The organism is Ruegeria sp. N11, assembly GCF_056531525.1.
The window spans coordinates 73,400-94,357 of sequence record NZ_JBQFLX010000015.1; the positions used below are offsets into that span (position 1 = coordinate 73,400).

A 20,958-nucleotide genomic window follows, 5' to 3' on the forward strand; every position below is an offset into this window, starting at 1 on the left:
GATGGACGCTGCCACGATCACCACACCCGCCGTTCTGATCCTTCTCGGCCCTCCGGGCGCCGGGAAAGGCACACAGGCCCGCATGCTTGAAGAAAAGTTCGGGCTGGTTCAACTGAGCACCGGCGATCTGCTTCGGGCCGCCGTTGCTGCCGGAACCGAGGCAGGCAAGGCCGCGAAGGCCGTGATGGAAGCCGGCGATCTTGTCAGTGACGAGATCGTCATAGCCATCCTGCGCGACCGGATGGTGGAACCGGATTGCGCCAAGGGTGTCATTCTGGACGGATTCCCGCGGACTACGGTTCAGGCCGAAGCGTTGGATGGACTGTTGGCCGAAAACGGTCAGAAGGTCAGCGCCGCGATCAGCCTTGAGGTGGAGGATGCCGAGATGATCACCCGCATCTCGGGCCGCTATACCTGTGCCGGCTGCGGTGAGGGGTACCACGATCAGTTCAAGAAACCGGCGGTCGAAGGAAAGTGTGACAAATGCGGTCACACGGGGTTCAAGCGCCGCGCCGATGATAATGCGGTAACCGTTGCGTCCCGGCTGGAAGCCTACCATGCGCAGACCGCTCCGCTGATCGACTACTACGAAAGTCATGAGGTTTTGAAACGGACCAACGCCATGGGCCGGATCGAAGACATCGCCAGTAATCTGGAACAGATCGTCGGCGACGTGATGAGTTAAGGGGATAAGTGAAGCCCAATTTGGGGCTCTGATCCAACAAAAGAATACTTCAACGGACCCGCCTTGGCGGACCGGAGAAGTTTTGCCAAACGCCACCCGGCGTTCGGCGCATTCGAGAGGCGGCCCAACGCACTGGAGGAGTTGGGCAAGGGGCCGCTCAACGACGAAGCGAAGGAGGAACCCGCGATGGCGGATCAATCTACAAACTCCGCGCAGGCTGCCGAGGCCGATAAGGGCTATTGGCAGGCCAACCTGCGCCTCATCTACATCAGCCTCGTGATCTGGGCGCTGGTGTCTTTCGGATTCGGCATTCTGCTGCGTCCGCTGCTGTCGGGTATCGCTGTTGGCGGCACCGACCTGGGCTTTTGGTTCGCTCAGCAGGGATCAATTCTGGTCTTTCTGGTGCTGATCTTCAACTACGCCTGGCGCATGAACAAGCTGGACGCCGAATACGGCGTGGATGAGGAGTAACCCCCATGGACCAGTTTACCATCAACCTGCTGTTTGTCGGCGCGTCGTTCGCGTTGTACATCGGCATCGCGATCTGGGCCCGTGCGGGTTCCACATCCGAATTCTACGCCGCCGGTCGCGGCGTTCACCCGGTCACCAACGGTATGGCGACAGCGGCGGACTGGATGTCCGCGGCCTCGTTCATCTCGATGGCGGGCCTGATTGCCTTTACCGGCTATGACAACTCGACCTTCCTGATGGGTTGGACCGGTGGCTACGTGCTGTTGGCACTGCTGCTTGCACCTTACCTGCGCAAGTTCGGCAAGTTCACCGTATCGGAATTCATCGGCGACCGCTTCTACAGCCAGACCGCCCGTATCGTTGCGGTGATCTGTCTGATCGTGGCTTCGGTGACCTATGTTATCGGCCAGATGACCGGCGTTGGCGTGGCCTTCGGCCGCTTTCTTGAAGTGTCGAACACTTCCGGTCTGCTGATCGGTGCCTGTGTCGTGTTTGCCTACGCGGTTTTCGGTGGGATGAAAGGTGTGACCTACACTCAGGTCGCTCAGTACTGCGTGCTGATCACCGCCTACACGATCCCGGCGATCTTTATCTCGCTGCAGTTGACCGGCACTCCGATCCCGGCGCTGGGTCTGTTTGGCGACACCGCAGGCGGAGAGCCTCTGCTGAGCAAGCTGGACGCGATCGTGACCGAGTTGGGCTTCAACGAATATACCGCCCACCACTCGAACACGCTGAACATGGTACTGTTCACACTGTCGCTGATGATCGGTACCGCCGGTCTGCCGCACGTGATCATGCGCTTCTTCACCGTACCGAAAGTGTCTGACGCCCGCTGGTCGGCTGGCTGGACGCTGGTCTTCATCGCTCTGCTGTACCTGACTGCCCCTGCGGTTGGCGCAATGGCGCGACTGAACATCACCGACATGATGTGGCCCAACGGTGGCATCGAAGGTGGCGCTGTTTCGGTTGAAGACATCGACACCGATCCACGTTACGACTGGATGCAGACATGGCAGAAAACCGGTCTGCTGGACTGGGAAGACAAGAACGGCGACGGCAAGATCCAGTACTACAATGACGCGAATGCCGACATGCAGGCCATTGCGGAAGAAAAAGGCTGGGTCGGTAACGAACTGACCAAGTTCAACCGCGACATCCTGGTTCTGGCCAACCCCGAAATCGCCAACCTGCCGGGTTGGGTGATCGGTCTGGTCGCGGCCGGTGGTCTTGCGGCTGCCCTGTCGACCGCTGCGGGTCTGTTGCTGGCGATCTCGTCGGCGGTGTCCCACGACCTTGTCAAAGGTGCGATCAACCCGCAGATCTCTGAAAAAGGAGAACTACTGGCGGCTCGTATCGCCATGGCCGTGGCCATCGTCGTTGCAACCTATCTGGGTCTGAACCCACCGGGCTTTGCAGCGCAAACCGTGGCACTTGCCTTCGGTCTGGCGGCGGCCTCGATCTTCCCGGCACTGATGATGGGGATCTTCTCGACCCGCATCAACAACACTGGCGCAGTTGCTGGTATGCTGGCAGGTCTGACCGTGACCTTGGTCTACATCTTCCTGCACAAGGGCTGGCTGTTCATTCCGGACACCAACTCGTTCACCGATGCTGACCCGCTGTTGGGTCCGATCAAGTCGACATCGTTCGGTGCCATTGGTGCAATGATCAACTTCGGCGTTGCCTACGTCGTCGCCGGTATGACCAAAGAGACTCCGCCGGAGATCGTCGAATTGGTCGAAAGCGTGCGCATTCCCCGTGGTGCGGGCGCAGCTCAGAACAAGTGAGCCTGATGTGGTCGGTACCCTCCATGGCTGACCACATCTTTCGATCCACTGTACCCGCCCGGCATTCCACCGGGCGGGGCTTTTCATTCAGAAGCCAAGGACGACCCTATGCCCCTGTCCCATGATGAGATCACCCGGTTTCTGAAATCCGTTCACCCCTATGACGCCTTGCCCTCGGATACGCTGGACGCCGTTGCCCGGCAGATCGAGGTTCATGAGGTCGAAGCAAATAGCCCGGTTTACGCATTGGGCGCCCACCTGCCTGGTGTTTTCGTAATCTACGAAGGACAGGTCGAAATCACGGATGAAAACGGCGCGGTCGTATCCCACCTTGGTCTACGCAACTCCTTCGGCGAGCGGGGGCTGCTGAAAGACGGCAAGGCAGCAACGCATGCGCGCGCGGACACGCCGTCTGTTCTGATTCTGCTGCCGCCCGCCCTGGTGCGCCAACTGATCGACGATCATGATGTGGTCTCGAGATTCTTCAACCGAACCCGGGGCAACCGCTCCACTCCGCAAAGTCTGGCAACCACCGCCATTGACGTTTTGATGGCACGCGATCCTGCGACTTGCCCACCTTCCACCCCGGTTCAAAAGGCAGCGCAGTTGATGCGGGAAAGGCATATCTCGTCGCTTTGCGTAACCGAAGGCGAGACCCTTCTGGGCATTGCCACGCTTAGGGACATTGCAAGCAAGTTCGTGGCAGACGGAATGCCCGCAGCAACGCCGGTTTCGTCGATCATGACGGTAAATCCGGTCACACTTTCGCCCTCGGATATCGGCTCGGACGTTCTGCATGTGATGATGGAGCGCGGCATCGGCCACATTCCCATTTCCGAAGGCGGACGTCTTGTCGGCATCGTCACGCAAACGGACCTGACCCACTATCAGGCCGTCAATTCCGCCGAACTCGTGCGTCGGATCGCCCGCGCCCAATCCGCCGAGGAGATGGCGCTGGTGACGGCCGAAATCCCTCAACTTCTGGTGCAGTTGGTTGCCGGAGGGAACCGGCACGAGATCGTGACCCGTCTGATCACCGACATTGCCGATACTGCCACCCGGCGCTTGCTGGTATTGGCCGAAGGCAAACTTGGGCCGCCACCCGTTCCCTATCTGTGGCTGGCGTGCGGGTCGCAAGGGCGGCAGGAACAGACGGGTGTTTCAGATCAGGACAACTGCCTGATGTTGGATGATCAGGTGACGGACGCGCAGATGCCATATTTTGCTGATCTGGCCAAATTTGTTTCGGACGGTCTGGACACCTGCGGGTATTTCTATTGCCCCGGCGACATGATGGCCACCAACCCGCGCTGGTGTCAGCCAGTCCGCGTCTGGCGCGACTATTTCAAGGGCTGGATCGCCAAACCCAACCCCGAGGCACAGATGCTGGCCTCGGTTATGTTCGACCTGCGCCCCATCGGCGGCGCGTTCGAGCTGTTCTCGGATCTTCAGGCAGATACGCTCGGCGCGGCCAGCGCAAATTCAATCTTTGTCGCCCACATGATTTCCAACTCGCTCAAGCACACGCCGCCATTGGGCCTGCTCCGCGGCTTTGCGACGATCCGTTCGGGCGAGCATAGAAACACGCTGGATCTGAAACACAACGGAGTCGTGCCTGTGGTGGATCTGGCCCGGATTTACAGTCTGCAGGGGCAATTCACCGAAGCCAACACACGTGCACGCCTGAAAGCCGCCGAGGCCGGCGGCGTGCTGAGCCCCGCTGGTGCGCGGGATCTACTGGACGCCTACGATCTGATTGCCGAAACCCGGCTTGAACATCAGGTTCGGCAGATCAAGGCTGCGAAAGATCCCGACAATTACCTGCCCCCGTCGGATTTGTCCGACTTTGAGCGAAGTCATCTGCGCGATGCCTTTGTCGTGGTAAAAACGATGCAGTCGGCGGTAGGCCACGGCAAGGGCATGTTGGGTTAAGTGTAGTTAGACGAGTACGATGGGATCGCTTTCGGCGACCGTATTTGGAACAAGAAGAAGAGGCGAGACGCGCCTGAGTCAGAAAGGTTAGCCATGTTTCTTGAATTGATCGGTACGGTTTTTGCAGGTTTTGCTTTTGCAGGCATCGCAATGCTGTTGAACAAGCTTTCCGGTGGCCGTCTGCCCCGCTGGACCGCGCCGGTTGCCGCCGGTGCCGGGATGATCGGAGTGACCATCGCCAGCGAATATTCGTGGTATGGGCGCCAGCTTGAAACCTTGCCTGAAGGAATGGAAATCGTGCAGGTGGTCGAAAGCCGCGCCTTCTATCGACCTTGGACCTATGCCGTGCCCTTCGTGGATCGTTTTGCCGCGATCGATACCGTATCGGTACGCACCAACGCGCAGGTTCCCGAGCAACGCCTGGTGGATTTATACTTCTTCGGTCGCTGGGCCCCGGTTTCGAAACTGCCCGTTGCAGTCAATTGCGCCGAAAACAGCCGCGCCAACCTGGCAGACGGTGCAGAATTCGCCGATGACGGACGGCTGCTGAATGCCACCTGGATCGCGGCGGGTTCCGGAGACCCGGTCATAGAAGCCACCTGCGAGGTCTGATCATGCTGACCCGGCTGAGCCTGCGCCTGAGAGTATTCCTGTTCTTCTGTCTGCTGGCACTTGGCGGATTGACCGTCTGCATTGCAGCCCTGTGGGTCGGATACGCACGAACGGGCAACCCGGACCTGGCCAATGCGTTTGTTTTTGCCGGTATTCTTATCGCCTTTGGCCTTTTGGCGCTAAGTGTCGGCGTCTGGCTGTTGTTTGACGACAATGTCGCGAAACCGATCGAGCGCTTGTCGGCTGAGCTGCGCGCCCGTGCGCATGCCGGTGTCAGCAGCGACCTTGACCTTCAGGCCGCGCGGTATTTGGGGGATTTGGCCCCGGCAGCGGCAGGACTTGCGGATCGGCTCACTGACAAAACCCTTGATATCGCCGAAGCCGTCGCTGCAGAAACTGCTCATCTCGCGGCTGAAAAGCAGAAGCTTACGGCGCTGTTGACGGAAATTCCGGTGGCAATGCTGCTGGCTGGTCCGACCCATAAAATCGTTCTCTACGACGCGCAGGCCGCCGAGGTTTTGGCCCAGATTTCCCATCCTAGGCTGAACGCCTCTCTTTTCGAGTATCTGCAGCCGAACCCGCTGACAGCGGCGTATGAGAAGATGTGCAAGACCGGGCTCGAGGTCGCATGTACGCTGACCAGCATTGATGGCAACCAAAGCTATGCCGCGCGTATGAAACCCTTGGGCCATGCGCCCGGCTACATGCTGATCTTCGACGACAGCGCCGCCAATATCCCGCCCGAGGCCGCCCGCCCGCTGGTTTTCAATTTCGATCTGCTGGACGGAGCCACCGATGTAGAATTCGAACATCGCGCCCTGACCGATCTGTGTTTCGTGGTGTTCGATACCGAGACCACGGGCCTGCTGCCGCACAAGGATGAAGTTGTGCAGATCGGCGCAGTCCGGGTGGTTAAGGGCCGGATCGTCGAAGGTGAGCATCTGGATTTGCTGGTCAACCCCGGAATTCCGATCCCTCTGGCTTCGACCAAGGTGCACAAGGTCAGCGACCACATGGTCCAGGGGGCTCCGGACATTGCCCAGGCTGGGCGTGTCTTTCATCAGTTCGCTCATGATGCGGTCATTGTGGCCCACAACGCTCCGTTCGATATGGCGTTTATGCGCCGGCATGAGAAACGCATGGGTGTGGAATGGAACCACCTGATTTTGGACACGGTCCTGCTGTCGGCTGTGCTGTTCGGTGCCAGCGACACACACACCCTGGATGCATTATGCGAGCGACTGGACATCACAATCCCGGAGGCGCTGCGCCATACGGCATTGGGCGACGCCGTCGCGACGGCCGAGGCTCTGGTCAAGATGCTGCCCATGCTTCGGGCACGCGGGATGGTGACATTTGGCGATGTTCTGGTCGAAACACGCAAACATGGGCGATTGCTGGAAGATCTGAACTGACGCGTAAATATTCACGCCATTTTCACCTTTCCATGGACAAACCCGACCGCTCATGGCACCTGATGCGCGTCTGAAACACGAGCGCGCAATGACGGATAGAACCTTCACCCCCGGCCCGGATCACAGCAACGCCTTTCGCCAGGCGTTGGGCTGTTTCGGCACAGGTGTGACGGTCATCACGACCAACAAGGCCGCAGGGCCGCGCGCCATTACCGTGAATTCCTTTTCCTCGGTGTCGCTGGATCCCCCGCTGGTTCTGTGGTGCCTTGCCAAGGATTCCAACCGCTTTGACGCCTTCAGCACGTGCACGGACTATTCGATCCACGTCATGGCGCAGGAGCAGCAGGATCAGGCTTTGAAGTTTGCCCGAAACGGCTTTGATTTCTCGCACGCAGACTGGAGCGCGGATCCTGCAGGTCGTCCCCAGCTGCACGGCTGTCTGGCGCGGTTTGATTGCCATCTGCATGACCGGCACGAAGCGGGCGATCACCTGATCTTGGTGGGCCGCGTCGAAACCGCGATGTACCGGACCGGTCAGGGCCTGATTTTCAAACGCGGTCAGTTCGGTGGTTTTGTCGATACGATCTGAACGCTATTCGTCCAGAGACCCATGAACGGCAAGCGCCTCAAGTTCAGCATCTTGGGGAACGATGACGCGAAACGCTTCATGAACACTTGAATCGGTCAGCTCGCGTGCAACGGTAAGCAGCGTGTTGGGCGCGTGCTCTTCACACAGGCCGGACATATGGTCAATTTCGGCCTGTGCAACGCCCAGGGCTGCATCGATTGACGGGGCTCCGTAGAAACGAACGAAATGATCCGCGAGGCTCTGCGCGATCTGTTCAAGTTCGGATGGTTCGACCTTGGTAACGGCGACGAATGTCACCCGTCCGAATGTCTCAAGCCCCAGCCAGCCGTTGGCAAAGGCCTGCCGCGCCTTGCCTGCCAGATCAGCCGACCCCCAGTTCGAAAACTCGAACCCGCCCGAAATGCACCATTCACCGGTGCGCGCAGGCGACTGAAAGACATTCATGTCACTTTCGTCAAAGTGAATGGCACGGGCCAATTTCATCAGGATGCCTCCAGCAACTCAGTCAGTGGGCGCAGTTGAGTGTCCGAACCCTTGCGGATCAGCATACCGAACCTTTCATCCGTGCCAAGGAACACGCCCTGTTCTTCAATCGACTCACCCACGCCGCGCAGAAGTCCCATCCATTCTGCGTGCAACGAGCCGTTGCCGTCCTCTTGCCAGCGATTGAGCCATGTCAGCATGTGACGCGACCAGCTTTCGACCAACTGCACCGGGCCGACTTCGGCACAGCCTTCGTCATACAGCGCGGTGACATCAGGATTTTCCCCGGGTGCATCGCTTGTCTGCAACAAGGCTAGTTCCCACCCTATCACCAACCAGTCAGGGACTTCTTCCGAACTATTGGCAGAAGCAGCGGCCCGGAACTGTCCACACCGGGCCCCGTTCACGCAGACCAAACCGTCCCAGCCCAGATGTACGGCAACCTCGGGCGGGGCCAGCGCGCCCAAAGCGTTCTGAAAACCCACCGCGCACAACGGAAGCATTGCCATTGCGTCCAGCAGCGGCACCTCGGGCGCGAAGACAATCGCAACCCGCAGACGGTCTTCCTGAATATTGTAAACGACCGCGCCTGCGTCACAGCCCAGCGCAGCCATTGCCTGCGCGCGCTCAAACGGGTCTTCCCCGCCCTGAACCGGATGTCCGGTCAGCAATGGGGGGAAGACCGGCTCGGTCATGCCTGGCCCTTGGCGATCATGTCGCGAGCGATCTTGCGGAACGCCTCGGCCTGCGGACTGTCTGGCTTGCTGACCACGATCGGCGCACCGCCATCGGCTGCGACGCGAATATCCAGATGCAGCGGAATTTCCCCCAGCAGCGGAACGCCCAGCGCCGCGGCTTCGGAGGCCACTCCGCCGTGTCCGAATACATGCTCCTCATGTCCGCAATTCGAGCAGATATGGGTCGACATGTTCTCGATCATCCCCACGATGGGCGTTTTGAGCTGATTGAACATGTCGATGCCTTTGCGGGCGTCGATCAGCGCCACATCCTGCGGAGTTGACACTACGATGGCGCCATCCACCCGGAATTTCTGGCTTAGCGTCAGTTGCACGTCGCCGGTGCCGGGCGGCAGATCGACGATCAGCACATCCAGTGCACCCCATTGCACCTGGTTCATCATCTGCTGCAGCGCGCCCATCAGCATTGGACCACGCCACACGACCGCCTGCCCTTCGTTGGTCATCAGGCCGATCGACATCATGGTGACACCGTGATTGCGCAACGGCAGGATCGTTTTTCCGTCAGGGCTTGCCGGTCGTCCGGAAACCCCCAGCATACGCGGCTGCGATGGCCCGTAAACATCCGCATCCAACAGTCCAACACGGCGACCTTCGGCGGCCAGTGCGCAGGCCAGATTGGCGGAAACCGTCGATTTACCGACCCCGCCCTTGCCCGATGCCACGGCGATGATCCGGTCAACACCCGCAACCGGCTGTGGCCCCGTTTGCGAAGGCTTGGGTTTCGGCTTCAAATCCGGCGGCGCCTTTTCGGAATGCGCGGTCATCATCGCGGATACTTTTTCAACACCCTCGACCATCTTTGCGGCCTGTTCGGCGGCGGCACGCACCGGCTCCATCCGCTCGGCTTGTTTCGGGTCGATCTCCAGCACGAAACGAACGGTTTCACCTTCGACATTCAGGGCACGCACCACACCTGCACTGACGATGTCCTGACCCGAAACCGGATCTGTGATCTTTTTCAGGTTCGCCAGAACCGCGTCACGAACACTCATGCATCTGTTTCCTTGTTCCGCCCCATAGTGTGGGTATCGCCTGTCATTGCATGTGTCTCCGTCTTTTTCAGTTTATTTGACGCTATCCGCCTGTCGCCGCTAGGCTTGGGGAATGCGTGCCATCCTTTTGTGCCTGAGCCTGTCGCTGTCTGCCACCCCTTCGTTATCGCAGGAGGCGCTTGGGCTTGCGGCTCCGGATCAGGTGAGGGACTCGGGTCTACTGCAACATATTCTTCCGCGCTTTTCCCTCAAGACCGGAATCCGGGTTATCGCCGATGAAAACGGGATAATGTCTGTGGCGGCCTCCCCGCCGGGTAAGCCCGTCTTTGCCCGGGATGGCGTCACCTACCATCTTCTTATTCAGGATGACCCCCGCCAGGTCCGGTTTGAGGACTGGATGCTGTCGGACATTGGAAAGCGCACGATCGAAAGCTTTGTGCCGGATCAGGGCTCTCCTTTCGATACGCAGTTTGACACTGTTGAAACTGCAGAAGAAAAGGCAACGAACCCGAACACTGAAATCGGGCGCGAGCTGTCGTTTACCCATTGCGGAAGGTGTCATGTTATTGGTCCGCGCAACCGCATGAACGGTCTGGGCTCGACTCCGTCCTTTGCGGTTCTGCGCGCCATGCCCGACTGGTCGGAGCGGTTCGAAGCCTTCTTTGCGCTGAACCCGCACCCTTCGTTCACCCAGATCGCAGGGCTGACACCTCCTTTCGATCCGACCCGGCCCTCGCCCATTCACCCGGTCGAAATCACGCTGGAGGACTTGGAGGCCATCCTCGCCTTCGTATCGAACATCCGCGCGGCCGATCTGGGCGCGCCACTGCAGCATCAGTGATCCTTTCGCTTCGAGAAGTAGTCCTCGGTGGTGACAACACGCGGCCTTGGGCTGGATTGAAAGGGATTGTCCTGGTGCTGAAACTGCGCATTTACACGGCAATTGTCGCACATCTGGATCATCCGCGCCTGTTCGGATGAGGCAAACATCGGATGGCTTCCCGACAGTTTGTCCATAATACGCTCGACCGTGGACTTCACACCGAACAACGCTCCACACTCGACGCAGGCAAAGGGTTCTTCCTCGTTCAACACCTGCTGAGACAGGGCCTTGTCACTCAGGTCCAGCTGCGGGACCAGAGCAATCGCTTTTTCGGGGCAGATCGTCCGACACAGGCCACACTGCAAACACGCGTCCTGCTGGAAATTCAGTTGCGGCATATCCGGGTTGTCGACCAATGCGCCGGACGGGCACAGCGACACGCAGCTCAAACACAGCGTGCAGGCATCCGTATCAACAGCAATGGCCCCATATGGCGCGCCCTGTGGCAAAGTGATCGGCTCATCGGCGCCAGGGTTCAGCGCCTGCGCTGCCAGTCGCGCGACCTGCCGACGATTTCCCAAGGGGAGGACCGGATCGGTCAAAGCCTGCGGGACATGCTGATCGTAAAGACGGTCAGACAGTGCATCCGGGTCAGCTTCATCAATCACACCAAGACACTCGGGATCGGCAATGGCCTGCGCCAGCATCAGTTCCTTGTCCAGCGCGTCCTTTTCGGTCGTTGGCGAAAGCAGGACATCGACTCGTGCAAAACCGTGGGCCAGACCGGCCAGCATTTCCGCATGACCAAAGCCCGAGATCACGTTCAGTTCCAGCGGGATCACATCCGCAGGCAAGCCCCGACCGAACCGGGCAGCAAGCCGGATCATCTCGGCCCCATGGGCATCGTGAACCAGCAAACGCGGAGCGATGCCTCCGGCCCTTCGGTAGGTGCGCGCCAGGACATTCATCCGGGACAGCAAAGCGGCCAGGGGCGGATCCTCGTAGGTGATCGCCGTCGACGGGCAAACCGATGAACATTCGCCGCATCCGGCGCAGATCATCGGATCTATTGCGACGTGTTCTCCGGCCGGAGTAATTGCACCCGTCGGACAAATGTCCAGACAATTCGTGCAAGCCACCTGTTCCGCCCGGGAATGGGCGCAAAGGGTTTCATCGAGACGAACATAGAGCGGCTTTTCGAACGTTCCAACCAATTGCGCCGCATCAAACGCCACCCTTTCGACGGCCAGCGCATCGCGCGGATCGGCGCGCAGGTAGCCTTCGCGCTTGGCCGGGGCCTGAACAAATGGGGTGCCGCCGGTCAGGTCGATCACAATGTCGCAGACCGATCGCGCGCCATCCTTTGCGTCGGTCCAACCGAACGCGCCCCGCCCGCCGGGTTTCAACTGCCTCAACCTGTCCAGCTTCAGCGAGAACGCACCAAGCGCCCCATTCAGCGTGCGCAATTCCCCATGCACGACGTCAAACGATCTGGAGACCGGTACAGCGTCATCGGTGGCCAACACCGTGATCGCCAAAGTATCTGACAAGCGCCCGGCCAGCGCAAAAGCGGCCTCGCCCGGTCCAATGACAAAGCAGGTACCCTCGCTAACGACATCGACGCTGGGAGTGATCGGTTGCGGCAGCAGTGCTTCGGCGGCCAGCGCGGCCATCTTGGGTGCCGCATCCTGCCCCTGTTCGGACCATCCTGCGCGATCGCGCAGATCGACAAAGCCGGGCGTTTCAACACCCAGATCGTCGGCAAGGTCACGAAACACGTCCTGCTCCTGCCCGCAGGCTATGATTGTCGTATCGTCGCCTTTCAGCGCAGAGGCGGCGGCTTCCAGTTCCCGCGTGCACAGCGCGCTGTGAATTTTGGAACACGACACATCGCAGGCCGAGGCCACCTTATCCGCATCCAGCGACTGGGTTCTCGCGCAATCGCAAAGCAGCATCTTTATGGCCATGTCCATCCCCATCGCTTTCCCACCCTCAGCACATTAAGCCGTATGCGCAGTGAGGCAACGTCCACGGCACCAAAGAAAGGTTTATTCGACGGATCGACCCCGCATAAACCTCGCCCGGACACCAAAATTCATTACCAATTGGTTAAAAAATAGACTTGTGGTGATCAATTGTCATGTTTCGCTCCAATAAGATGCTTGGCGAAAAGCCGTATTGTGTACCATAGTGGACACCAAGGAAGGCAGGGGAGAGCCTTTCGGGGAGGATTAGGTGGCCAGGGCCGCAAATCAGATCGAAATGCCGGTTGGCGTTGTTGTGCGCAAAACACCGGGTGTGACCCGTTGGGCGCGGTGGAGTTGGCGTGCTGTGGCGGCTTTGCCCGGAGCAGGACCTGCAGATTGGAAGGAATTGCGCCGCGAGGGGGAAGCAGTGGAGTACCACGCAGCCACCCTTCCGCTGACGCTCTGGGCAGACGAAACCGAATCCTACATGGTGAACCTGTCTGACATTCAACCGTCCGTCTATCTGGTCTTGCGGGACGAGCTTGACGGAGATCATCCGTTGAATGCGGTTCTGATCACGGCTTCTCCTTTTGAAGGTCAGGACTATGCAGATACCGGAGAAGAGATCGTCGAAAAAATCCCCATGAGCGAGGGTCTGATTGCGTGGGTGCGCGACTTTACGCTGCAACATCACCGGGATGAGGTGTTCGTCAAACGCCGCCGCGACAAGAAACGGACCGATCTGGTGGAAGATGGAAAAGGGGATGCGCGCATTCGGCAGGCCTCGGACGTGTATCGTGCGCCGCGGAGGATCGTGCAATGACGGAAGTGCGCGATTTCTGGTCCCGCCGCAAGGCTGCCGTTCAGGCTGAAGCCGAGGCTGAACGCATCTCGTCCGAAGCGCAGAAAGTGGCAGAACAGCAGGCAGAGCTGGAAGATAAGTCAGATGCGGAGATTCTTGCCGCATTCGATCTGCCGGACCCGGATGATCTGAAACCCGGTGACGACATTTCAGGGTTCATGGCCCAGGCCGTCCCCGACCGCCTCCGCCGACGTGCATTGCGACGCCTGTGGCGATTGAATCCGGTTCTGGCCAATGTGGACGGGCTGGTCGACTACGGTGAGGACTATACGGACGCCGCATGCGTCATCGAGAATATTCAGACGGCCTATCAGGTCGGCAAAGGTATGCTGGCCCATGTCGAGGCGCTGGCCGCCGAAGATGATGAAGAAGAAGAACGTCCACCCGAAGGCGAGAACGAGGTGATCACCGAGGTCCGGGACGAACCCGCATTCGATGACGACACGCGACCGGAACCTGTGCAGATCGCACAAAGCGATACGCCCGACGATGCCGAACTAACCCCTGCCCCGCGCCGTATGACGTTTGAATTCGAAGGATAACCCAATGACCGCAAGCAACGCGCAAAACCTGGATGTCTCGGCCGAAGACCGACTGCGCGCGGATTTCTACAACTTTCTTGGTCTGCTGTTGGCGGGCCCGCCGGATCAGTTGCTGCTGGATCAGATGGCCGGATTGGGTGGCGACGACACTGAACTGGGCAAGGCCATTCAGGCCATGGCAAGGGTTGCCAAAGTCACCAAACCCGCAGCGGCGGAACGGGAGTTCAATGCGCTGTTCATCGGGTTGGGTCGGGGCGAGTTGCTGCCTTATGCCAGCTTCTATCTGACAGGTTTCCTGAACGAAAAACCACTGGCCCATTTGCGCAACGACATGGCAGCGCGTGGGATTACGCGGGCGCAAAATGTGTTTGAACCCGAAGACAACATCGCGTCGCTGATGGAGATGATGGCGGGCATGATTGTCGGACGCTTTGGCGCGCCCGCCACGCTGGAGGACCAGAAGGTGTTCTGGAACAAGCACATCGGCCCATGGGCCATGCATTTCTATTCGGATCTCGAAGCCGCCGAAGCTTCGGTTCTCTATGCCTCGGTCGGGACAGCCGGCCGGATTTTCATGGAGATCGAGCGGGAGGCTTTCCGGATGATGGCGGCGTAGCTTGCTGCCATTCGCCAGCGCCCCAAACGGCGCTAAATCGCAATTGGGAAGGAGGAGCCCATGAGCAAGACCAAGGAAGACGGCGCCACACGCCGCGATTTCCTGAAACTGGCTGGTACCGCAGCACCCGCTGCCGTTGCCGCCGCCAGCTTGACCGGGAAAGCCGAGGCAGCCGAGCTGCCGACGGACGAGACCCGGATTCAGGACACAGCGCATACGCGCGCATACTTGAAAAGCGCGCGCTTCTGAGCCGCGACGACAGCGCCCGGGTCTGATCCGGACGACGTCACACCCGACTGACGGTTGCGATTGGCCCTGACGTCGGCTTCAGCAGTACCAAGCCAGCCATGGCTCACATGGCCAGCAAGGGAGGAAAACAATGCTTAGGAAAAAGACCAACGGGGTTGCGAGACGCCCCCAGCGGACAAGTATCCTGTCCCAGGTCGGCGAAAAAACCGTCGATCGCCGCGCATTCCTGCGTGGCTCGGGCCTGACGATCGGCGGCCTTGCCGCGATCAGCGCCACGGGTGGAACCGTGACGCCAGCCAGCGCCCAGACAGCGGCAAACCAGGCCGTTGAGAATATCAAATCCGTATGCACCCACTGTTCGGTCGGCTGTACAGTCGTCGCCGAAGTGCAGAACGGTGTCTGGATCGGGCAAGAACCCGGTTGGGACAGCCCGTTCAACTTGGGTGCGCACTGCGCCAAGGGGGCCTCGGTCCGCGAGCATGCCCATGGCGAGCGTCGCCTCAAGTATCCAATGAAAAAGGAAGGCGGCGAGTGGAAGCGCATCAGCTGGGAAGAAGCGATCAACGAGATCGGCGACGGCATGATGAGCATCCGCGAGGAATCCGGGCCGGACAGCGTGTACTGGCTGGGGTCCGCGAAGCATAACAACGAACAGGCCTATCTGTTCCGCAAGTTCGCCGCCTACTGGGGCACGAACAACGTGGACCATCAGGCCCGTATCTGCCACTCAACCACTGTTGCGGGTGTTGCGAATACATGGGGCTACGGCGCCATGACCAATTCGTATAACGACATCCATAATTCCCGGGCCATCTTCATCATCGGCGGCAACCCGGCCGAGGCGCACCCAGTCTCGCTGCTGCACGTTCTGCGCGCGAAAGAGCAGAACAACGCGCCGCTGATCGTCTGCGACCCGCGCTTTACGCGCACCGCGGCGCATGCAGATGAATATGTCCGCTTCCGCCCCGGCACAGACGTTGCGCTGATCTGGGGTATCCTGTGGCACATATTCGACAACGGCTGGGAAGACAAAGAGTTCATCCGCACCCGTGTCTGGGGCATGGACCAGATCCGTGAAGAGGTTGCCAAGTGGAACCCGGATGAGGTCGAGCGCGTCACCGGTACTCCGGGCTCGCAGTTGAAGCGCGTTGCGCGGACCATGGCCAACAACCGTCCCGGCACCGTGATCTGGTGCATGGGCGGTACGCAGCACACCAACGGCAACAACAACACACGCGCATACTGCGTGTTGCAGCTTGCCTTGGGTAACATGGGCACCTCGGGTGGTGGGACCAACATCTTCCGCGGCCATGACAACGTGCAGGGCGCGACGGACCTGGGTGTTCTGTCACACACCCTGCCCGGCTACTATGGCCTGTCAGCCGGCGCCTGGGGCCATTGGGCCCGCGTCTGGGGTGAAGAACCGGAATGGCTGGCTGGCCAGTTCGCCACGATCAAGGACAAGGAAGGCAAGGACAAACCACTTCAGAACGAACGTGGCATCCCGGTCTCCCGCTGGATCGACGGTGTCTTGGAAGACCCGGCGAACATGGATCAGGACAACAACGTCCGTGCCATGGTTCTGTGGGGTCACGCTCCGAACTCGCAAACGCGAGGCCCGGAGATGAAAACGGCGATGGAGAAGTTGGACATGCTGGTCGTGATCGACCCGTATCCCACCGTCTCGGCCGTTCTGCATGACCGCACCGATGGGGTCTACCTGTTGCCCGCCTGCACGCAGTTCGAAACCCGTGGCTCGGTCACGGCGTCGAACCGTTCGCTGCAGTGGCGCGACAAGGTGGTTGATCCGCTGTTCGAAAGCCTTCCGGACGAGGTCATCATGGCCAAGTTCGCCAACAAGTTCGGCTGGGCGGATCGGTTCTTCCGCAATATCGAGATGGAAGACCCGGAAACGCCGAATGTTGAAAGCATCACCCGTGAGTTCAACTCGGGCCTCTGGACCATCGGCTACACCGGTCAGTCGCCGGAACGTCTGAAAAGCCATATGGCCAACCAGCACACGTTCGACAGAACCACGCTGCAAGCCATTGGCGGACCCAACGACGGCGAGTACTATGGCCTGCCCTGGCCCTGCTGGGGAACACCGGAAATGGGTCATACGGGGACACCGAACCTGTATGATATGTCCAAACCGGTGGCCGAAGGCGGCCTGACCTTCCGCGCCCGTTTTGGCGTAGAACGCGACGGCGATAACCTGCTGGCCGAAGGTGTCTATAGCGTTGGATCGGAAATCCAGGACGGTTATCCCGAGTTCACGATGCAGATGCTGATGGACCTTGGCTGGGACGGTGACCTCACCGCTGAGGAACGCGCGGCTATCGACGCCGTTGCGGGACCAGAGACCAACTGGAAGACCGACCTGTCCGGCGGTATCCAGCGGGTCGCGATCGCTCATGGCTGTGCGCCCTTCGGGAACGCCAAGGCCCGCGCTGTCGTCTGGACCTTCCCGGATCCGATCCCGCTGCATCGCGAGCCACTCTATACGAACCGGCGCGATCTGGTGGAGGACTATCCAACCTACGAAGACCGGCATGCCTATCGCCTGCCCACCCTTTATGCTTCGATCCAGAAGAACGACTTTTCAAAGGATTACCCGATAATCCTGACGTCAGGTCGTCTTGTCGAATATGAAGGCGGCGGTGATGAGACGCGGTCGAATCCGTGGCTGGCCGAGCTGCAGCAGGACATGTTCGTCGAGATCAATCCGCGCGATGCCAACAACCTTGGTATTCGTGACGGATCACAGGTCTGGGTCGAAGGTCCCGAAGGTGGCAAGGTCAAGGTTATGGCGATGCTGACCAACAGAGTCGGTGCCGGCGTGGCCTTCATGCCTTTCCACTTCGGCGGCCATTTCCAGGGCGAAGACCTCAGGGCGAAATACCCTGCTGGTGCCGATCCCTATGTCTTGGGTGAAAGTTCCAACACCGCCCAGACCTATGGCTATGATTCAGTGACCCAGATGCAGGAGACCAAGTGTACTCTCTGCAAGATCTGGGCAGCGTAAGGAGGACGATAATGGCTAGAGCAAAGTTTCTCTGCGACGCTGAACGCTGCATCGAGTGCAACGCCTGCGTGACCGCGTGCAAGAACGAACACGAGGTGCCGTGGGGCATCAACCGCCGCAGGGTGGTGACGATCAATGACGGTAATCCGGGCGAACGCTCGATCTCGGTTGCCTGCATGCATTGTTCGGATGCACCGTGTATGGCGGTGTGCCCGGTCGACTGCTTCTATCAGAACGAGGAAGGCGTCGTCCTGCACTCCAAGGACCTGTGCATCGGCTGCGGCTATTGCTTCTACGCGTGCCCGTTCGGCGCGCCGCAATACCCGCAGGCTGGCAACTTCGGATCGCGCGGCAAGATGGACAAATGTACCTTCTGCGCCGGCGGCCCCGAGGAAACGCACTCGACCGCAGAGTTCGCCAAGTACGGTCGCAATCGGATCGCCGAGGGCAAACTGCCCATCTGCGCCGAAATGTGTTCCACCAAGGCCCTGCTCGCCGGTGACGGCGATGTGGTCTCGGCCATCTACCGCGAGCGCGTCGTCGCCCGTGGCTTTGGCTCGGGCGCCTGGGGTTGGGGCACGGCCTACGACCAGAAAGACGGATAAAACCGTTTTCTTGAACCAAACAGACGACCCGCTGCGCCGGGTCGTCTGACTAGGGATTTTGACCGAGGTTCAGATGTTCCGCTTGCTCACCGTATTGCTGCTGACATTCTCGATGGCCCAGATCGTCGTCGCCCAATCAAGTGAAACCGAAGCCCCTGCCCCTGCCGACAGGTCAGAGACTGGCGGCGCGACAACGCTTGAAGACATCCTGGCGCGTCAGCGCGGTGAAAAGGTGGATAACAGCTATCGCTCGGACAATACCGGCCAAGGCAACGCCGAAGGCTTGCTTGGCCAGTTGGGAACGCGCGGCGTCGCCTCGGACAGCGATGTTTATCGCGCCCTTCGCTATGGGTCGGCAGACGTGACGGTGTCGTCCAAAGGGCCTGCAGCCGGAGTACTGATCCAGGACGGCGGTATGTGGTGGCTGAACTTTCGAACCGGACCGCTGCGCGAATACGGAACCTATATCGTGGGCGGAATGCTGGCGGTCATCGTGTTGTTTTTCCTGATCCGCGGGAAAATCCGCATCGACGGCGAAAGGACCGGCCGCACGGTGACGCGCTTCAATGGATTTGAAAGGTTTGGCCATTGGCTGTTTGCCGGGTCGTTCCTGATCCTTGGCGTTACGGGTCTGCTGACTCTATATGGCCGCGACTTCCTGATCCCGCTTGTCGGCAAGGAAGGGTTTGCAACGATTGCTCAAGGGTGCAAATGGCTGCACAACAACCTCGCCTGGGCTTTCATGCTTGGCCTGATCATCGTCACGGTGAACTGGATCGCCCACAATATCCCCAACCGGACCGACCTGAAATGGCTAGCTGCCGGAGGAGGCCTGTTTTCCAAAGGCAGTCACCCGCCCGCCTGGAAGTTCAACGCAGGCCAAAAAATCATCTTCTGGACCTGTATCCTGCTTGGCGTCTCAATCAGCTTGTCCGGTCTGTCGCTTCTGTTCCCCTTTGAACTGCCGATGTTCGCAAAGACCTTCTCGGTCGCCAACGCGACCGGGCTTCCGCAAATGCTGGGCCTGACCCTGCCCGAGCAGATGTCCCCGCAGGAAGAAATGCAGTATGCCCAAGTCTGGCACGTGATGGTCGCGTATGTGTTCATCGCCATCATCATCGCCCATATCTACTTGGGCTCGGTCGGCATGGAGGGCGCATTCGACGCCATGGGCACGGGCGAGGTCGAGGAACAATGGGCCCGCGAGCATCATTCGCTGTGGCTGGAAGACGTCCAGGAAAAAGAGGCTGGCAAGGCAGCGGCCTCGCCCGCGGAATAGATGCGCAAGCTGGTCATAGCACTGGCCCTGATCCCCTTCCCGGCTTTGGCCGAGTTTTTCACGCTCAAGGGTCACGGCGGGCCGATCATGGGGATCGCCACTGCGCCGGACGGACGGATTGCGACTGCCAGTTTCGACAACTCGGTCGGGCTGTGGTCGGACCGCAAGCCGGAATGGCTTGAAGGGCACGAGGCCGCCGTCAATTCCGTCGCCTTCAACGGCCGTGCTGTCTATTCCGCCGGGGACGATTTCACGCTGCGTCGGTGGCCAGACGGAGAGATCGTCGGCCAACACAAAGGCAAGATCGTTGGGCTTGCCGCCTCGAAGACGCATGTGGCCACGGCCAGTTGGGACGGAACCATCGGGATTTGGCCAGAAGATGGTTCGGCCTCGCTGACACTTCAGGCAGGAAGCGGTGTGAATGCCGTTACCTTTTCGCCGGATGGGGCCACGTTATACTCGGCGGGCATGGACGGTACATTGCGCGTTTGGGACGTTGCCAGTGGACAGGAAACTGACCGGATGGTCGAACACGGGTTCGGTATTAACGAACTGGTTCTGAACTCCACTGACAACTGGATCGCCTATGGCGCCGTGGACGGTGTGACGCGCATCCTGGACCTGACAACCGACGAAGAACGCGACTTTACGCTCGACCGCCGTCCAATCCTTGCGCTGGCGCTTAGTCCCGATCGCAACCTTTTGGCGGTCGGCGACGGCGAAGGTTACATCATGGTGATCGACACGGTCGAATGGCGCATCGCACAGGATTTCCGTGCAACCTTGCGCGGGCCGGTTTGGGCATTGGCCTTCTCGTCGGACGGTCAGAACATCCATGCCGGCGGCATTGACGAGGCGATGTACAGCTGGCCCGTCGCCGCCCTTGGGGATCAGGAACAAATGGCGGCAGCCGAACCCAGCTTCCTAAAAAACCCGGATGAGATGAGCAATGGCGAACGCCAGTTTGCCCGAAAATGCTCGATCTGCCACAGCTTGACCCCCGACAGTGAACGACGGGCCGGACCGACTTTGCACGGCGTGTTTGGCCGGCAGGCAGGCACCCTGCCCGGATATTTCTACTCGGACACGCTGCAAGACTCTGATATCGTTTGGAATGAGGACACAATTAATGCCTTGTTCGATCAGGGTCCGGACCATTACATTCCGGGATCGAAGATGCCGATGCAACGGATCGCCGGGTCACAGGACAGAGTGGATCTGATCGACTTTCTGCGCCACGCCACCGCACCGGAAAACTGA

At 59.7% G+C, this 20,958-nt stretch carries 20 protein-coding genes; 16 read left to right on the plus strand and 4 right to left on the minus strand.

Going from position 1 to position 20,958, the window contains the following annotated elements; translation table 11 throughout:
* Position 1 precedes the first annotated feature (1 nt).
* The 7 genes from ACR0J8_RS16260 (at position 2) to ACR0J8_RS16290 (ending at position 7,494) form a co-directional block, all read left to right on the plus strand.
* Entirely contained in the window at positions 2-685 is a 684-nt protein-coding gene (locus ACR0J8_RS16260) for an adenylate kinase (RefSeq protein WP_480526011.1), read from the plus strand.
* 186 nt (positions 686-871) lie between these two features.
* A complete protein-coding gene (locus ACR0J8_RS16265; RefSeq protein WP_170348424.1) occupies positions 872-1,156 on the plus strand; it encodes a DUF4212 domain-containing protein in 285 nt (94 codons plus the stop codon).
* A 5-nt stretch (positions 1,157-1,161) separates the two neighbouring features.
* Complete coding sequence (locus ACR0J8_RS16270; RefSeq protein WP_170616216.1) at positions 1,162-2,946, plus strand: sodium:solute symporter family protein; 1,785 nt, start codon at positions 1,162-1,164, stop codon at positions 2,944-2,946.
* A gap of 108 nt (positions 2,947-3,054) precedes the next feature.
* The gene (locus ACR0J8_RS16275) at positions 3,055-4,878 is read left to right on the plus strand and encodes a DUF294 nucleotidyltransferase-like domain-containing protein (RefSeq protein ID WP_480891162.1); all 1,824 of its coding nucleotides are present in this window, start codon (positions 3,055-3,057) and stop codon (positions 4,876-4,878) included.
* Positions 4,879-4,971: 93 nt separating this feature from the next.
* Positions 4,972-5,490 carry a hypothetical protein gene (locus ACR0J8_RS16280; RefSeq protein ID WP_480526008.1) on the plus strand — a complete coding sequence of 173 codons (519 nt, stop codon included), beginning with the start codon at positions 4,972-4,974 and terminating at the stop codon, positions 5,488-5,490.
* Positions 5,491-5,492: 2 nt separating this feature from the next.
* Entirely contained in the window at positions 5,493-6,905 is a 1,413-nt protein-coding gene (locus ACR0J8_RS16285; RefSeq protein WP_480891165.1) for a 3'-5' exonuclease, read from the plus strand.
* Positions 6,906-6,993: 88 nt separating this feature from the next.
* Positions 6,994-7,494: a flavin reductase family protein gene (locus ACR0J8_RS16290; protein WP_480526004.1), complete on the plus strand. Its 501-nt coding sequence runs from the start codon at positions 6,994-6,996 to the stop codon at positions 7,492-7,494.
* Between the two features lie 3 nt (positions 7,495-7,497).
* Here the strand turns inward: ACR0J8_RS16290 and ACR0J8_RS16295 are convergent, their stop codons facing one another.
* From ACR0J8_RS16295 to ACR0J8_RS16305, 3 genes are read right to left on the minus strand one after another with little or no spacing between them, the layout of a single operon-like run.
* Positions 7,498-7,977, minus strand: coding sequence for a DUF6505 family protein (locus ACR0J8_RS16295; protein ID WP_480526002.1), 480 nt, complete (start codon positions 7,975-7,977; stop codon positions 7,498-7,500).
* Entirely contained in the window at positions 7,977-8,672 is a 696-nt protein-coding gene (locus tag ACR0J8_RS16300) for a biotin/lipoate--protein ligase family protein (RefSeq protein WP_480526000.1), read from the minus strand. Before ACR0J8_RS16300 ends, ACR0J8_RS16295 begins: the two co-directional genes overlap by 1 nt.
* The gene (locus ACR0J8_RS16305) at positions 8,669-9,730 is read right to left on the minus strand and encodes an Mrp/NBP35 family ATP-binding protein (RefSeq protein WP_480525999.1); all 1,062 of its coding nucleotides are present in this window, start codon (positions 9,728-9,730) and stop codon (positions 8,669-8,671) included. The genes ACR0J8_RS16300 and ACR0J8_RS16305 overlap by 4 nt, the downstream gene beginning before the upstream one ends.
* A gap of 112 nt (positions 9,731-9,842) precedes the next feature.
* On the opposite strand from ACR0J8_RS16305, the gene ACR0J8_RS16310 reads away from it, so the two are divergent.
* Positions 9,843-10,571 carry a hypothetical protein gene (locus ACR0J8_RS16310; protein WP_480525997.1) on the plus strand — a complete coding sequence of 243 codons (729 nt, stop codon included), beginning with the start codon at positions 9,843-9,845 and terminating at the stop codon, positions 10,569-10,571.
* Here ACR0J8_RS16310 and ACR0J8_RS16315 read toward each other — a convergent pair.
* Positions 10,565-12,520 (minus strand): 4Fe-4S binding protein, encoded by a 1,956-nt coding sequence (locus ACR0J8_RS16315; protein WP_480891170.1) that lies wholly within the window; start codon positions 12,518-12,520, stop codon positions 10,565-10,567. The genes ACR0J8_RS16310 and ACR0J8_RS16315 overlap by 7 nt on opposite strands.
* 268 nt (positions 12,521-12,788) lie before the next feature.
* On the opposite strand from ACR0J8_RS16315, the gene ACR0J8_RS16320 reads away from it, so the two are divergent.
* The 8 genes from ACR0J8_RS16320 to ACR0J8_RS16355 all read left to right on the plus strand — a co-directional run bounded on the left by ACR0J8_RS16320 (position 12,789) and on the right by ACR0J8_RS16355 (position 20,958).
* A complete protein-coding gene (locus ACR0J8_RS16320; protein ID WP_480891173.1) occupies positions 12,789-13,343 on the plus strand; it encodes a DUF3305 domain-containing protein in 555 nt (184 codons plus the stop codon).
* Positions 13,340-13,924: a DUF3306 domain-containing protein gene (locus ACR0J8_RS16325; RefSeq protein ID WP_480891174.1), complete on the plus strand. Its 585-nt coding sequence runs from the start codon at positions 13,340-13,342 to the stop codon at positions 13,922-13,924. The genes ACR0J8_RS16320 and ACR0J8_RS16325 overlap by 4 nt, the downstream gene beginning before the upstream one ends.
* Positions 13,925-13,928: 4 nt before the next feature.
* Positions 13,929-14,540: a TorD/DmsD family molecular chaperone gene (locus tag ACR0J8_RS16330; RefSeq protein ID WP_480525989.1), complete on the plus strand. Its 612-nt coding sequence runs from the start codon at positions 13,929-13,931 to the stop codon at positions 14,538-14,540.
* 60 nt (positions 14,541-14,600) lie between these two features.
* Positions 14,601-14,789 (plus strand): ubiquinol-cytochrome c reductase iron-sulfur subunit N-terminal domain-containing protein, encoded by a 189-nt coding sequence (locus ACR0J8_RS16335; protein WP_170676697.1) that lies wholly within the window; start codon positions 14,601-14,603, stop codon positions 14,787-14,789.
* Between the two features lie 130 nt (positions 14,790-14,919).
* A complete protein-coding gene (locus ACR0J8_RS16340; RefSeq protein ID WP_170806187.1) occupies positions 14,920-17,814 on the plus strand; it encodes a formate dehydrogenase subunit alpha in 2,895 nt (964 codons plus the stop codon).
* A gap of 11 nt (positions 17,815-17,825) precedes the next feature.
* Positions 17,826-18,419, plus strand: a complete 594-nt coding sequence (gene fdh3B, locus ACR0J8_RS16345) for a formate dehydrogenase FDH3 subunit beta (RefSeq protein WP_037307340.1) — start codon at positions 17,826-17,828, stop codon at positions 18,417-18,419.
* A 73-nt stretch (positions 18,420-18,492) separates the two neighbouring features.
* Positions 18,493-19,698, plus strand: coding sequence for a formate dehydrogenase subunit gamma (locus ACR0J8_RS16350; protein ID WP_480525986.1), 1,206 nt, complete (start codon positions 18,493-18,495; stop codon positions 19,696-19,698).
* Entirely contained in the window at positions 19,699-20,958 is a 1,260-nt protein-coding gene (locus ACR0J8_RS16355) for a c-type cytochrome (protein WP_480525984.1), read from the plus strand.